The organism is Caulobacter sp. CCH9-E1, assembly GCF_001556515.1.
Classification (GTDB): Bacteria; Pseudomonadota; Alphaproteobacteria; order Caulobacterales; family Caulobacteraceae; genus Caulobacter.
Genome location: NZ_LSJA01000109.1, coordinates 20,511 through 34,897 on the forward strand (window position 1 = coordinate 20,511; position 14,387 = coordinate 34,897).

General features: G+C 67.6%; 12 protein-coding genes. 8 read left to right on the forward strand and 4 right to left on the reverse strand.

What is annotated here, in order from left to right; genetic code table 11:
• Positions 1-107 precede the first annotated feature (107 nt).
• Positions 108-458: a hypothetical protein gene (locus AX690_RS06935; protein WP_066686062.1), complete on the reverse strand. Its 351-nt coding sequence runs from the start codon at positions 456-458 to the stop codon at positions 108-110.
• Positions 459-535: 77 nt separating this feature from the next.
• Between AX690_RS06935 and AX690_RS06940 the strand changes: the two genes are divergently transcribed.
• The 4 genes from AX690_RS06940 (at position 536) to phaH (ending at position 4,502) form a co-directional block, all read left to right on the forward strand.
• Positions 536-1,519, forward strand: a complete 984-nt coding sequence (locus AX690_RS06940) for a YafY family protein (RefSeq protein ID WP_066686060.1) — start codon at positions 536-538, stop codon at positions 1,517-1,519.
• 8 nt (positions 1,520-1,527) lie between these two features.
• On the forward strand, positions 1,528-2,364 hold the full coding sequence (gene rlmJ, locus AX690_RS06945) for a 23S rRNA (adenine(2030)-N(6))-methyltransferase RlmJ (protein WP_066730314.1): 837 nt from the start codon (positions 1,528-1,530) through the stop codon (positions 2,362-2,364).
• 1 nt (position 2,365) lies between these two features.
• Positions 2,366-3,643, forward strand: coding sequence for a chromate efflux transporter (gene chrA, locus AX690_RS06950; RefSeq protein ID WP_066685723.1), 1,278 nt, complete (start codon positions 2,366-2,368; stop codon positions 3,641-3,643).
• Between the two features lie 85 nt (positions 3,644-3,728).
• Positions 3,729-4,502 carry a phasin PhaH gene (gene phaH / locus AX690_RS06955; RefSeq protein ID WP_066685725.1) on the forward strand — a complete coding sequence of 258 codons (774 nt, stop codon included), beginning with the start codon at positions 3,729-3,731 and terminating at the stop codon, positions 4,500-4,502.
• Here the strand turns inward: phaH and AX690_RS06960 are convergent.
• Entirely contained in the window at positions 4,499-5,029 is a 531-nt protein-coding gene (locus AX690_RS06960; RefSeq protein WP_066685726.1) for a GNAT family N-acetyltransferase, read from the reverse strand. The two genes, phaH and AX690_RS06960, sit on opposite strands and share 4 nt — an antisense overlap.
• Positions 5,030-5,096: 67 nt before the next feature.
• On the opposite strand from AX690_RS06960, the gene AX690_RS06965 reads away from it, so the two are divergent.
• Positions 5,097-5,474 (forward strand): nuclear transport factor 2 family protein, encoded by a 378-nt coding sequence (locus tag AX690_RS06965; RefSeq protein ID WP_066685727.1) that lies wholly within the window; start codon positions 5,097-5,099, stop codon positions 5,472-5,474.
• A gap of 103 nt (positions 5,475-5,577) precedes the next feature.
• Positions 5,578-7,401 (forward strand): DUF885 family protein, encoded by a 1,824-nt coding sequence (locus AX690_RS06970; RefSeq protein ID WP_066685728.1) that lies wholly within the window; start codon positions 5,578-5,580, stop codon positions 7,399-7,401.
• 45 nt (positions 7,402-7,446) lie between these two features.
• Here AX690_RS06970 and AX690_RS06975 read toward each other — a convergent pair whose 3' ends face one another.
• On the reverse strand, positions 7,447-9,054 hold the full coding sequence (locus AX690_RS06975) for an EAL domain-containing protein (RefSeq protein ID WP_082769542.1): 1,608 nt from the start codon (positions 9,052-9,054) through the stop codon (positions 7,447-7,449).
• A gap of 263 nt (positions 9,055-9,317) precedes the next feature.
• Between AX690_RS06975 and recA the strand changes: the two genes are divergently transcribed.
• Entirely contained in the window at positions 9,318-10,388 is a 1,071-nt protein-coding gene (gene recA / locus AX690_RS06980; RefSeq protein ID WP_066685733.1) for a recombinase RecA, read from the forward strand.
• Between the two features lie 172 nt (positions 10,389-10,560).
• On the opposite strand, the gene AX690_RS06985 is transcribed toward recA, so the two are convergent.
• Entirely contained in the window at positions 10,561-11,343 is a 783-nt protein-coding gene (locus AX690_RS06985) for a hypothetical protein (protein ID WP_066685735.1), read from the reverse strand.
• 358 nt (positions 11,344-11,701) lie between these two features.
• Here AX690_RS06985 and alaS point away from each other — a divergent pair, with 358 nt between their 5' ends.
• Positions 11,702-14,344 carry an alanine--tRNA ligase gene (gene alaS, locus AX690_RS06990; protein ID WP_066685739.1) on the forward strand — a complete coding sequence of 881 codons (2,643 nt, stop codon included), beginning with the start codon at positions 11,702-11,704 and terminating at the stop codon, positions 14,342-14,344.
• Positions 14,345-14,387: the final 43 nt, after the last annotated feature.

The following is a 14,387-nucleotide window of genomic DNA, read 5'->3' on the forward strand; positions in this document are numbered from 1 at the left end:
ACGCCCGATGGGCGCCGTTTTGCGCGGCGGTCGATCTCGGATTTTAGGCAGAACGACGTTTTTATTCGTGGTCGGAAGTCACGCGGAGCGTGTCCGGGCCAATCTGCTCACGCGCAAAGGCGCATCGGTTCGGCCATTTCGTCGGTCTCTTCGGTCTCGAACAGATCGAAGGCTTCCTCCCACGCCGTCAGGCGGGAATCGCGGAGTTCGGCGTCATCCGTGATCCGCACGATCTGGTCCTCGCGGTCATTCCAGACGAGGCCGATATCGGTGACCCGCTCGGCGTCGCGGCCCAGCAGCAGGAAGATGTCGGCCTTGGCGGCGCGCTCGTGGCTGATCCGGCGCAGGGTGCGGCCGCCGCCGAGGTCGCGATGGATGTCGGCATAGTCGAGCACGGCCGAGATCATGGCGGCGTTGACGGGGGCGACGGCCCAGGGGGAACAGGCGAAGCGCGACATCAAGGGCTCCTCTCCAATCTCGACGTCTTGAAGATTGTCCGCGCGCTGCGACAGAAACGGTCGTATAAGCTGGCGCCATGCGACACGAGAAAGCCACCCGCCTTCTGGACCTAGCCCGGATGCTGGCCGGATCCGCCGAGGGCCTCACCCTGGACGAGATGGCCCAGGCCTTGGGCGTCGGCCGTCGCACCGCCGAGCGGATGCGCGACGCGGTCTGGACAGCCTTCCCGCAGATGGAGGCGATCGACGATCCGCCCACCAAGCGGTTTCGCATCCCGTCGGGCCTGGACGGCGTGTTTCAGACCCCCACCGCCGAGGAACTGGCGGCCCTGCGCACGGCGGCCGACAACTACAAGGCGTCCGGCGCGGACGCGCGCGCGGCTTCTCTCTATGCGCTTGAGGCCAAGCTGCTGGCCGCCCTGCGCGGCTCGGCTCGGCGACGCGTCGCGCCCGACGTCGAGGCCCTGGTCCAGGCCGAGACCATCGCCATCCACGCCGGCCCGCGCCCTTTCGAAGACGAGGCCGTGCTGGCCGCGATCCGCGCCGCCATCAAGGGCCTTCAGGCGCTGTCGTTCCGCTATGAAGGCGGCAGCACGCCGGGGCGCACCCGGGAGGTGACGCCGCTGGGCGTCCTGTTCGGCCGCAGCAACTATCTGGTGGCGATGGAGGGCAAGGGCGGCAAGCCGCGCTCGTGGCGCTTGGACCGGATGAGCGACCTTAAGGTGCTCGACAAGCCCGCGTCGCCGCCCGAGGACTTCTCGCTGCAGGCCTTCGCCGACGAGAGCTTCGGCATCTATCACGACGAGATCCAGGACGTGGTCCTTCGGATCAAGCCGGAGGGGGCGGAGGACGCGCTGCGCTGGCGCTTCCACGCGACGCAGCAAGTCAGCCAGGAAGCCGACGGCTCGGTGCGGGTCACCTTTCGCGCCGGGGGCATGCGCGAATTGGCGTGGCACCTCTTCACCTGGGGCGACAAGATCGAAATCGTCGGCCCCAAGGCCCTGAAGGACAAGATGATCGAGGAGCTTCAGGAAGCTGGTCGCGCGCACGGGGCGTGGTAGGGACGGGGATGAACTACCGCCACGCCTTCCACGCCGGCAACTTCGCCGACCTGCACAAGCACACGATCCTGCTGGCCATGCTGTCGGCCTTGCAGGGGCGAAGCGAGGCGCTGGCGGTCATCGACACCCATGCCGGCGCGGGCGCCTATGACCTGGCCGGCGAGATGGCGCGGCGCTCGGGCGAGGCGCAGGCGGGGATCTTCCGATTGAAGGCGGCCAGCGACGCGCCGGCGGTGTTCGGGCCGCTGCTGGCGGCGGTGCTCAAGATCAACAGCGGCCAGGCGGGCGATCTCTATCCGGGCTCGCCGCTGCTGATCGCGCGCGCGCTTCGCAAGGCCGACCGCTATGCGGGCTGCGAACTGCGCCTCGACGACATGACCCTGCTCAGCAAGACGCTGGCGCCCTACGCCAACGCCCAGGCCCTGCAAGCCGACGGCTTCGCCACCGCCGTAGCCCAGGCGGGCCGGGGCGGGCGGGCTTTCGTGGTCATCGATCCGCCGTTCGAGCGGCCGGACGACTACGCCCGCATCGCCGAGACCACGCGCGCGGTGCTCAAGCGCGCGCCCGACGCGGCCTTGGCGATCTGGCTGCCGCTTAAGGACCTCGAGACGTTCGACGCCTTTCTGCGCGCGATGGAAACCGTCATCCCAAAAAGTGTAGGGGGGGACCTGCTAGTCGCCGAACTCCGTCTGAGGCCTCTGATCGATCCCATGAAGATGAACGGCAGCGCGATGGTGATGGTCGGCGCGCCGGCCAGCGTCGAGGCGGCGGCCGTCGAAGCCGGCGACTGGATCGCCGCGCGCCTCGGCGAGGCCGGCGGCCGCTCGCGCGTCTGGCGGATCTGACTTGAAGCCCAAGGCCGCGCCTAGCTTCGCCGAAGCCCTGCCGGTCTGGCTGAAGATTGGCGTGCTGGGCTTTGGCGGCCCCGCCGGCCAGATCGCCCTGCTCCATAAGGAAGTGGTCGAGTCCCGCGACTGGGTCGACGAGGACGAGTTCGCGCGGGCCCTGAGTTTCTGCATGCTCTTGCCCGGACCCGAGGCGCAGCAACTGGCGACCTGGCTGGGCTGGCGTCTGCACGGCATTCGAGGCGGCGTGGCGGCGGGGCTATTGTTCGTCCTGCCGGGCCTGCTGGTGATGCTGGGGCTGTCGGCGCTCTATATCGTCTACGGCCGTTCCGACTGGGCCGCGCCGGTGCTGCTGGGGCTGAAGGCGGCGGTGGTGGCGCTGGTGCTGCAGGCGCTGCTGAAGATCGGCAAGAGGGCGGTGAAGGATCGACTGACCGCCTTCGTCTGCGGCGCGGCCTTCGCGCTGCTGGCCTTCACGGCCGTGCCGTTTCCGCTGGTGGTGCTGGGCGCGGGCGTGCTGGGCTGGCTGGCGGCCAAGGACACCGCCGAGCCCGTCGCCCAATCCGCGACGCCCGCGAAGGGGCGGGGGCTCACGGCGCTGGTCTGCCTTGGCCTGTGGCTGGCGCCGATCGGCTTGGCGTGGCTGCTGGCGCCGGCCTCGACCCTGGCCTGGATGGGCCTGGCTTTCGGCGGCCTGGCCGCGATCAGCTTCGGCGGGGCCTATGCGGCCCTGGCCTATCTGGGACAGGCGGCGTCGGCGTTCGGCTGGCTGACGGCGACCCAGATGCTCGACGGCCTGGGTCTGGCCGAGACCACGCCGGGACCGCTGATCCTGGTCTTCGTCTTCGTCGGCTTCGTCGGCGCCTTCCAGACCGCGCCGCCGGAGTGGGCGTGGGTCCTCGCGGTGCTGGGCGGACTGATGGCGGCCTGGACCACCTTCGCGCCGTCGTTCCTCTGGATCTTCGCGGGCGGGCCGCTGTTCGAGCGCTGGGGCCGTCGCCCGCGTCCCGCGCGCGCCCTGGCGCTGATCTCGGCCGCCGCCGTCGGGGTCATCGGCCAGCTAGCCCTGTGGTTCGCCATTCACCTGCTGTTCCGCTCTGGTCACACGCTGGAGGCGGGGCCCCTGCGGATTCTGCTGCCCGATCTCGCGAGCCTGGACTATGCGGCGCTGGGCCTCGTGGCCCTGGCGCTAGCCTTGGCGAGCCGCGTGCCGATGCTGGTCATGATCGCCGTGCTGGCGGTCGCCGGCGTGCTCCTGAAAGCGGCGGGCCTGAGTTAATATAACATTATTATTTTCGCGCTTGCGAACGGGAATTCCGTGTTATGCTGCGACGCACAAAATCGCGGCAGCCGGGAGCGCCCCCATGGTTTCCTCGTCCTTCTTCCCTGAGTTCCAAGCCGACAAGATCGAGCCCGAACTGGCCCCCCGTCTGGCGGTCGGCGCGGCGTCGCCGTTGTGGCTGATGTTCGGCGGCGCGGCCGCCGCCGGCGCGGCCTATTGGTGGTGGGCCTCGCGCTGGCGCGAGGCGGTTAACCTCGAGGCGGTGCTGGCCTTGGCCCCCGAACCCGTCGCGCCCGCCGTCGAAGCCGAAGCGGTTCTGGCCTCCACCCCCGAGCCGATCGCAGAAGCCATGGCCGAGGCGGTCGAGGCCGTCGAGGTCGTGATGGACGCGGCCGAGGAGGCGGTGGAGACCTTCGCGGAGGCTACGCTGACCGCGGCCGAACCGGCGAACGACGCGGCGCTTGAGGCGGTCGAGGAAGTGGTCGACGTCGTCGAACTTGGGCCTGATCCCGAGGATGATGAAGACGACGAAGAAGAGGACGATGAGGCATACTACGAGGACGCGCTTATGGTCGCGAAGCCGCTGACCGAGGAGGTCCCCGCCGAGCTCGACGCGGTCGCGGAGACGGTGGTCGCCGCCGGCGATGACCTGACGCGTCTGGTAGGCGTCGGGCCGAAGCTGGCCGCCTCGCTGGCCGAGCTGGGCGTCACCACCTTCAGCCAGATCGCCGCCTGGACGCCCGAGGAACTGGCCGATATCGACCTGAAGCTGGGCCTGAAGGGCCGCGCCGAACGCGACGCCTGGATCGCCCAGGCCAAGCGCTTCGCCGCCGGGGTCGAGACGGCGACGGCCTAAACCTTTCCGGACCGCCGTTCCATCACCAGGATCGGCGACCCCTTGTAGGCAGCGTGGGTCTTCACGCGGAAGCCGACCTTGGTCGCAAGCGCGATCGAGGGCGCGTTCGCCACATTGATGATGCAGGGGACCACCGGCGGCGCCAGGGTCTCGTCGATCCAGGCCAGACCCGCCTCCACCGCTTCGGTCCCGAACCCCTGTCCGTGCGACCAGGCCGTCAGCACCCAGCCCATCTCGGGCAGGCCATAGAGGATGGGCTCCAGCTCGCGCCGCAGGTCCGCGAAGCCGACCTCGCCGACATAGCGGCCGGTCGCTGTCTCGCGCACCGCCCAGTAGCCGAAGCCCAGCACCTCCCAGAGTCCGCGGGCGCGCATCAGACGCGTCCAGCTCTCCTCCTCGGTGAACGGGCGGCCGCCGACATGGCGCGTGACCAGCGGATCGGCCCACATGGCGCGGCTGTCCTCGAAATCGTCCAGGGTAGGCGGCGACAGGGTCAGGCGCGGGGTCTTTAGAGTGGGAGCGGGCATCGGCCGGTAGGGTTTGCGGATCGGATGCGCCGCAAGCTACACGGACGAGCCCTCCAGGAAAGAGCCCATGACCTCGCCCGTCGACGCCATCGCCGCCCGCCGCAAGCTGACCAACAAGCTGATCGCCGCCAAGGACGCCGCCCGCCTGAAGCCGTTCTTTGATCCGCGCATCACGGTGATCGCCGGCGACGGTTCGCTGCTGCTGGGCGCCGAGGACGTCCTGGCGGCGTTCGCCGGCCAGTTCGCGGAGAAGGGCTTCGTGGCCTATGTGCGCACGACCGAGGACATCGCCCTGAACGCCGACGGGAGCCGCGCCGCCGAGCGCGGGCGCTGGGTCGGCTCCTGGACGGACGCGCCCGAGCAGTCGGGGACCTATCTGGCGACCTGGAAGAAGGTGACTGGCCAGTGGATGATCGAGAACGAGCTGTTCGTGACGCTGGCGTGACCAACGAGGCTGGACGCCGCCCCATGACTCGGAATTAATTTCGCCGCACGGGGCGGCGGCCTTACGCCTTCGTCCTCCAAATATGTCCTGGGGAGGAAAAGCCTTGCTCAATCGCCGTCAGATGATGTTCGCCTCGGCCGCCGCGGGCTTCGCCGCGACCGGTGGTTTGCCGTCCCTGGCCCTGGCCCGCGAGGGCGAGGTCGCCAAGCTGAACGCCCTGTTCGACGAGGCCATGGCGCTGCAACTGCGCCAGTCGCCAGAAACCGCGACCGGTCTTGGCCTCGACACCGGCGACCTCGCTTGGACCAAGGGCCTGCTGTCCGACCGCTCGTTCGCCGCCATCGAGGCGGGCGCCGCCACCACCAGCAAGCAGCTTGCCGCCCTGCGCGCCATCGACCGCCGCGCCCTCAAGGGCATGGACGCGGTGAACTATGACACCGTCGAGTTCGTGCTGTCCGTCCAGGACGAGGGCAACAGGAAGTTCACCTACGCCGGCGGCGGCTCCGGCGCGCCCTACGTGCTGAGCCAGCTGACGGGCAGCTACCAGTACATGCCCGACTTCCTCGACACCCAGCACAGCATCGAGACCAAGGCCGACGCCGACGCTTATCTGTCGCGGATGGAAGGCTTCGCGCGGCTGATGGACCAGGAGACGGCGATCGCCAAGCGCGACATCGCCGACGGTGTGATCCCGCCGGACTTCATCATCGACAAGGCCCTGATCCAGATGCGGGCCTTCGCGACCACGCCGACCGCCGAGGCGCCGCTGGTCAAGTCGATCGCGCGCCGGACCAAGGACAAGAGCATCGCCGGCGACTGGGCCGGCGAGGCCGCGAAGATCTACGAAAACTCGGTGCTGCCGGCCCTGAAGCGCCAGATCGCGCTGATGGAGAGCATTCGACCCAAGGCCACGCACGACGCGGGCGTGTGGAGGCTGAAGAACGGCGCGGACTACTATGCGCTTTCGCTGAAGAACTACACGACCTCGACCCTGACGCCGGACGAGATCCACCAGCTGGGACTCGACATGGTCAAGTCGATCGAGGCCGAGGCCGACAAGCTGTTCAAGAAGATCGGCATGACCCAAGGCACGGTCGGCGACCGCATGCGCAAACTGGGCGAGGACTTCTATCCGAATACGGATGAGGCCAAGGAGCAGCTGATCAAGGACCTGAACGACAAGGCCAAGTGGATCGAAAAGCAGCTGCCGGCCTATTTCGGCCAGCTGCCCAAGGCGCCGCTGGAGATCCGCCGCGTGCCCAAGGCCATCGAGGCCGGCGCGCCGGGCGGCTACTACAACTCGCCCTCGCTGGATGGGAAGCGCCCGGGGATCTACTGGATCAACCTGCGCGACACCAAGGAGCAGGCCAAGTACACCCTGACCACCCTGACGGTGCACGAGGGCGTCCCCGGTCACCACCTGCAGCTGTCGCTGTCCAACGAAGCCAAGGGGCTGCCGATGATCCGCAAGATCGTCGGCTTCTCGGGCTACGCCGAGGGCTGGGCGCTCTATTCCGAGCAGTTGGCCGTCGAGATGGGCATCTACAAGAACGACCCGCGCGGCCAGATCGGCATGCTGCACGACGCCCTGTTCCGCGCCGTGCGCCTGGTCGTCGACACCGGCATGCACCACAAGAAGTGGAGCCGCGAACAGGCCGTGAAGTACATGGCCGAGACGATGGGCGACGAGGAGAGCGGCTCGATCACCGAGATCGAACGCTACGTCGTGTGGCCGGGCCAGGCCTGCAGCTACATGATCGGCAAGATCGTCTTCCTACGCGCCCGGGCCAAGGCTCAGAAGGCGCTGGGCAAGAAGTTCGACATCCGCGAGTTCCATGACGCGGCTTTGCTGTCTGGCATGACGCCGCTGACCGTGCTGGAGCAGGTTGTCGACAACTACATCGTCGCCAAGGGCGGCAAGGCCTAACGCCGCTTCCGCGCCCCTCCTCCGGTTCGGGGGAGGGGCGATCTCCTATCCCCAGCTTTCGGAAGCGCCGGCGCGCCGCGCCATGGCGCGGACGGGAGCGGTGGTCCTCAGGGCGGGGGAGGGCTTTTCGGCGGCCTTGCCGTAGAGCCACCCCTGGGCGAAATCGACGCCGGCGTTGCGAACGATGTCCTCGACTTCCGGCGTCTCGACCATCTCGGCCACGGTGCGGATCTTCAGGTCTCGGCACATCTTCACCAAGTGACGAACCATGGCGCCGTCGCGGCTGTTGTCCGCTAATTCCCGGACATAGCGCCCGTCGATCTTCACGATATCCAGGTTCAACTGCTGCAGATAGGCGAACGAGGCTGAGCCCGCGCCGAAGTCGTCCAGGCAGACCATCGAGCCCATCGACCGCAGCGCCTGGATATTCTGGTTGGCGTAGGGCAGGTCGTCGATCGCCGACGTCTCGGTGATCTCGAAGATCAGGCGGCCCTTGACCTCGTCGAAGCGGGCCAGCAGGCGGTCGATATGGTCGACAAAGGTCTCGCTGACGATCGTGCGGCCCGAAATGTTCACCGCCAACCTAAGCTTGCCTTCGTAGTCGTTGGCCAGGCGCTTGATCACCTGTTCCACCACCACCTTGTCGAGCTCCTCGATCAGGTCGAACTCCTCGGCCATGCGGATCATGGCGAAGGGGCTGGCGCCGTCCTCGAACCGGACCAGGGCCTCGTGGTGATGCGCCTGGCCCGTGGCCATGGCGACGACCGGTTGAAAAGCCAGGTTGAAACGGCGCTGGGTGATGACCGCGCTGAGGGCGCCGGCCTGGGCCAGGGTGCGCTTCACCGAGCGGTTCATGGCGTCGGTGAGGCTGGCGGGCGGCCCCTCTTTCAGGCCGGCGCGCAGGAAGTCGTCCAGCGCGTAGCGGAGAGCTCGCAAGGCCCGGGACGGCGCCGCGGCGTTCTCCAGCGGCACGACGTGGGCCTTGGCCTCGGTGTTCGCGATCTGGCTCAGGCGCTTGAGCATCGTCTCGGACTGCTCGTCGCGCGATCGCACGAGCGCGAAGCGGTCCTGCGACAGCTGGGTGGCGGCCGAGCCGCCATGCGACTCCGCGCGCACCGCGCCGGCCACGCGCACGTCGAGCTCGGCGGCTTCGCTGGGCGAGAGGCCGTCGCGCATGGCGCCGAGGCCCGCGAATTCGACCATCGCCAACTCCAGCTCCATGCCGGTGGCGCGGGCGGCCTCGAAAAGGCCCTTGGCGATGTCGTCGAAGGTCTCGCGGGGCTGCAACTCGCCGGGTTTCAGCGCCGGCGCGGACGCCTGGGCGACGGTCACGGCGCAGGAGATGCGGCCTTCGTTCTCGGGCAGGGCGCGCAGGATGACGCCGACGTGGCGCGTCTGATCGTCCACGAGGCGCAGGACGATAGGGCCGCGCCGCTGGCCATCGCTCGCGGACGCCAGCACGGCGTCCATCAACGGCCGATCGTCGGGATGGAACAGGCTGCTCCACGTCGCGCCCGTCAAGGCGGCCTCGCTTCGGCCCATGATCCGCTGAGCCGCCCCCAAGGCTAGGCGCACCTGGCCGTCCCGCAGCTCAACCAGGAGGTCGGCGCTGGCGAAGGCGAGGCCCAACAAGCGGCGGGGATCGATCGACAAAGCGGCCTTCTCCAGAACTGAAGGAAAGCTGCCACGAACGAACTTAAGGAGCGGTTGAAAACCCAAGGTTTAGCCGCTCAGCCCACCCCATTTTTTGCCTCCCGGGCCCTCTACGTCAGAAACGGACGTTTCTGCGCACGAGAACATCTTGCGAACTTGGAACAAAGGCGGTACACATTAAGGGTGTTCCACAGGTCGTTGCGACAGGGCGCTGGAAGCGCCGGGCGACCCACCGGAATCATGGGATAGAGGGCGGACCAACAATGACCAGTCAGGCGGCTTTGAAACTCGTGGCCAAGGAAGAAGGCGATAAGCAACGCGCGCTAGAGGCGGCTCTCGCCCAGATCGACCGCGCGTTCGGCAAGGGCTCGGTGATGAAGCTGGGCGAAAAGGGCAAGGTCGAAATGGAGTCGGTCTCGACCGGCTCGCTGGGCCTCGACATCGCGCTCGGCATCGGCGGCCTGCCCAAGGGGCGGATCATCGAAGTCTACGGGCCGGAAAGCTCGGGTAAGACCACCCTGGCGCTGCACGTCGTGGCCGAGGTGCAGAAGGCTGGCGGCACCGCCGCCTTCGTGGACGCCGAGCACGCTTTGGATCCCTCCTACGCGTTCAAGCTGGGCGTCAATCTCGACAACCTGCTGGTCTCCCAGCCCGACAACGGCGAGCAGGCGCTGGAGATCACCGACACCCTGGTTCGCTCGGGCGCTGTGGACATCGTCGTCGTCGACTCGGTGGCGGCCCTGACGCCGAAGGCCGAAATCGAAGGCGAGATGGGCGACAGCCTGCCGGGCTTGCAGGCCCGTCTGATGAGCCAGGCGCTGCGTAAGCTGACCGCCTCGATCAACAAGGCCAACACCATCGTCATCTTCATCAACCAGATCCGTCACAAGATCGGGGTGATGTATGGCAGCCCGGAAACCACCACCGGCGGCAACGCGCTGAAGTTCTACGCCTCGGTGCGTCTCGACATCCGCCGCACCGGCTCGGTGAAGGTCCGCGACGAAATCATCGGCAACAACGTCCGCGTGAAGGTCGTGAAGAACAAGGTGGCTCCGCCGTTCCGCGAGGTCGAGTTCGACATCATGTACGGCGAGGGCATCTCCAAGCTCGGCGAGGTCATCGACCTGGGCGTCAAGGCCGGCATCATCGAGAAGGCCGGCTCCTGGTTCTCGTACGGCAGCCAGCGCATCGGGCAGGGCCGAGACAACGTCCGCGAGTTCCTGAAGAACAATCCGGATATCGCCAACAGCATCGAAGCGGCCGTCCGCAAGTCGTCGCAGAAGATCGAGGAAGAACTTCTGGTCGGCGGCCCGGAGGAGGGCGACGAGGAGTAGTCCTCGCCCTCAAGGGTTTCGCGGCCCTCGCATCAGCCACGGGCGGTCCCCGCCTTCAACACGCCCGCGGCGCCACCGCCGCGACGGCCGCGATCAGGCCGCCTGGACCCCATGCCAGGCGGCCTATTTCTTGCGCCCTTGTTGGGCATCAGGGCCCTCTCAAAGAGAGTGTTCACGACTGATCGAAGCAGGTTGCCCGCGCCTGCGCTATGGTTCCGCCCACATAACAAGGCGGGCCCAGCATCCGGTCGAGCGCGGGACGCAGGATCGTGAGATGGCTTGCGCCAAACACGACGAGAACGTTTTCGCCCTTGGTCAGGTGATCGGCGATCGTCTTCAATAGAAAGGCGTCCCGCGCCCGTCCGACCGTCGCCGCTATCCTGTTGGTGTTGAAGTCGCCATCAACCAACGGCCCAACTTCCTCCAGCCGGAATGTGACGCCAAAGGGCCGGCCGTTCGTCTGTTCGTACCAGCGCGCCCACGCGGCGTAATCTGGAAGCGTGGTTTCCGTCAGGCCTAGTCGGCTCCTATTGCGGACCAGCTCGCCTTCGATCAGGGCCGCGGCTCGGACATCTCCACCATCGACTACACGTTTCTCCCTGATCCACTGAGGGACCGATCGAAGCGTGTAAAATCCCAGCAGATCGACATCCGAGACGCCATCGGCGCGAACGCGATCGCGAATAACCGCGTCGTCTGGCTCGCCGCCCCAGATATGAGCGCCCTGTTGAATGGCGCCGCGCAAAGCAGGAACGCTCTCGCCGCCCATGACAAAACCATCTGTTTCGGTCTGAGACGCAAGCCATTGCAGAGTGCGGGGAGCGTCTGGTCCTCGCGCGTAGGGAAAGCCCTCCGCGATCAGCGTGTCGAAATGCGCGCGGCCGTAGACGTCGATAATCAGCTTGAACGTGGGACTATCCGAACGTGTCGAATGGTTCGCTCCCACGAAAACCAAGCTACGTCCTCGCCAACGATAGATCGCAGCGAACGCCTCTTCCGGTTGCTGGTCGCGCAGGTCACGAGTCCATGGTGCGAGCTGAGCGACGTCTGGATGCGGGCCGCTCGAGCAACCCGCCAAAAACGCCCCGGACAGAGACAAGATCAGTCCCGCTTTCCGCACGTTTTCCCTCGAGACTTGTATGATCTAACCAACGGCGAGCTGACACTTGTCGGTCTCGGCGACATGCGCAACAGGCTCTTTTCCATGCTCCAACGCGCCCCCATCTCCGAGTCGGTTTCCCCTTCGCTAAAAACCGCGCTATGCAGCGCGCGACTCCCGGCCGCTCGCCGGACGCTTATGACTTGAGACGCTCATGCCCAGCTTGAACGAGATCCGCAGCACCTTCCTCGACTACTTCGGCAAGGCCGACCACGCCGTGGTCCCGTCCGCGCCGCTGGTGCCGCAGAACGATCCGACCCTGCTGTTCGTCAACGCCGGCATGGTGCCGTTCAAGAACGTCTTCACGGGCGCGGAGACCCCGGCCCATCCGCGCGCGGCCAGCTCGCAGAAGTGCGTCCGCGCCGGCGGCAAGCACAACGACCTGGACAATGTCGGCTACACCGCCCGCCACCACACCTTCTTCGAGATGCTGGGCAACTTCTCGTTCGGCGACTATTTCAAGGAGCAGGCGATCCACCACGCCTGGACCCTGCTGACCGGCGAGTTCAAGCTGCCCAAGGAAAAGCTGCTGGTCACGGTCTACCACACCGACGACGAGGCGGCGGCCCTGTGGAAGAAGATCGCCGGCCTGTCGGACGACAAGATCATCCGCATCCCGACCAGCGACAACTTCTGGTCCATGGGCGACACTGGCCCCTGCGGCCCGTGCTCGGAAATCTTCTACGACCACGGCCCGTCGATCGCCGGCGGCCCTCCGGGCAGCCCCGATGAAGACGGCGACCGTTTTATCGAGATCTGGAACCTCGTCTTCATGCAGTTCGAGCAGCTGGCCGGCGGCGAGCGCGTCTCGCTTCCCAAGCCCTCGATCGACACCGGCATGGGCCTGGAGCGGGTCGCGGCCGTGCTGCAGGGCGTGCACAACAACTACGACGTCGATCTCTTCAAGGCCCTGATCGCCGCCAGCGTCGAGCTGACCGGCGTCAGGGCCGAGGGCGACCAGGCGCCGTCGCACCGGGTCATCGCCGACCACCTGCGCTCGTCCTCGTTCCTGCTGGCCGACGGCGTGTCGCCCTCGAACGAAGGTCGCGGCTACGTGCTGCGCCGGATCATGCGCCGGGCCATGCGCCACGCCTATCTGCTGGGCGCGCAAGAGCCCTTGATGCACCGCCTGGCCCCGACCCTGGTCGCCGAGATGGGCCAAGCTTATCCGGAGCTGCGCCGGGCCGAGGCCTCGATCGTCGAGACCCTGCGCCAGGAGGAAGAGCGCTTCCGCGTCACCCTGGGCCGCGGCATGGGCCTGCTGGATGAGGCCACCGCCAAGCTGACCGCCGGCGGCGTGCTGGATGGCGAGACCGCCTTCAAGCTCTACGACACCTATGGCTTCCCGCTGGACCTGACCCAGGACGCCGTGCGCGCCAAGGGCCTGACGGTCGACACCGACGGCTTCGACGCGGCGATGCAAAAGCAGCGCGAAATGGCGCGCGCCAACTGGGCCGGGTCCGGCCAGCAGGGCGCCGCCGCCGCTTGGTTCGCCATCAAGGAAAAGAACGGCGCGACGGATTTCGTTGGCTACGAGACCACCGAGACGACCGGCGTCGTCCAGGCGATCGTCGTGGACGGCGCCGAGGTCCAAAGCGCCACGGGCGGCACGACCGTCGAGGTCCTGCTGGACCGCACCAGCTTCTACGCCGAGAGCGGCGGTCAGGCCGGCGATCAGGGCGTGCTCGAGGCCAATGGCCGCGAGAACCAAGTCATCGACACCCAGAAGCAGGCCGGCGACCTGCACGTCCACCGCGTCGAGCTGTCGGGCGAGCTCAAGGTCGGCGACAAGGTCGTGGTTTCGGTCGACGCCGAGCGTCGCCACACCACCCGCTCCAATCACTCGGCCGCACACCTGGTGCACGCCGCCCTGCACCATGTGCTGGGTCCGCACGTCGCCCAGAAGGGCCAGATGGTCGACGGCGAGCGCATGCGCTTCGACTTCAGCCATGGCGGCCCGCTGACGCCCGAGGAGCTCGACAAGATCGAGGCCGAGGTCAATGCGGTCATCCGCCAGAACGTCCCGGCCGAGACCAAGGAAATGGCCCCGCAGGAAGCCATCGAGGCCGGCGCGGTCGCCCTGTTCGGCGAGAAGTACGGCGACAGCGTCCGCGTGCTCACGCTGGGCAAGTCGCTGACCGACGAGGCCAAGGCCTATTCGGTCGAGCTGTGCGGCGGCACCCACGTGGCCCGCACCGGCGACATCGCTCTCTTCAAGATCGTTTCCGAGCAGGGCGTTGCCGCCGGCGTGCGCCGCATCGAGGCCCTGACCGGCGAGGCGGCCCGCCGCTTCCTGCTGGACCAGGCGGGCGTCGCCAAGGCGCTGGCCGACCAGTTCAAGACCCCCGTCGCCGAGGTCGCCTCGCGCGTCGACGCCCTGATCGCCGACCGCAAGCGCTTGGAGAAGGAATTGGCCGAGGCCAAGAAGCAGCTGGCCCTGGGCGGCGGCGGCGCGGCCTCGGGTCCTGAGGACGTCAATGGCGTGGCCCTGATCGCTCGCGTCCTGGACGGCGTCGGCGGCAAGGAGCTGCGCGGCGTGGCCGAGGAGTTCAAGAAGCAGCTGACCTCGGGTGTCGTCGCTTTGGTCGGCACGTCGGACGGCAAGGCCGCCGTCACGGTGGCGGTCACCGCTGACCTGACAGGCAAGTTCAGCGCCGCCGACCTCGCCAAGGCCGCCGTGATCGCCATGGGCGGGCAGGGCGCCGGCGGCAAGGCCGACTTCGCCCAAGGCGGCGCGCCGGATGACAGCAAGGCTCAGGAAGGCCTCGCGGCCGTCAAGGCGGCGCTGGCCGGCTGATCGCCGGGATCGACGAGAAGGCAAAAGGGGGCGCTTCAAAGGC

Bases quoted from the DNA above. Each gene is read 5' to 3' on its own strand.
- AX690_RS06935 (WP_066686062.1), bottom strand. From the start codon at position 458: ATGTCGCGCTTCGCCTGTTCCCCCTGGGCCGTCGCCCCCGTCAACGCC.
- AX690_RS06940 (WP_066686060.1), top strand. From the start codon at position 536: ATGCGACACGAGAAAGCCACCCGCCTTCTGGACCTAGCCCGGATGCTG.
- rlmJ (WP_066730314.1), top strand. From the start codon at position 1,528: ATGAACTACCGCCACGCCTTCCACGCCGGCAACTTCGCCGACCTGCAC.
- phaH (WP_066685725.1), top strand. From the start codon at position 3,729: ATGGTTTCCTCGTCCTTCTTCCCTGAGTTCCAAGCCGACAAGATCGAG.
- AX690_RS06960 (WP_066685726.1), bottom strand. From the start codon at position 5,029: ATGCCCGCTCCCACTCTAAAGACCCCGCGCCTGACCCTGTCGCCGCCT.
- AX690_RS06965 (WP_066685727.1), top strand. From the start codon at position 5,097: ATGACCTCGCCCGTCGACGCCATCGCCGCCCGCCGCAAGCTGACCAAC.
- recA (WP_066685733.1), top strand. From the start codon at position 9,318: ATGACCAGTCAGGCGGCTTTGAAACTCGTGGCCAAGGAAGAAGGCGAT.
- alaS (WP_066685739.1), top strand. From the start codon at position 11,702: ATGCCCAGCTTGAACGAGATCCGCAGCACCTTCCTCGACTACTTCGGC.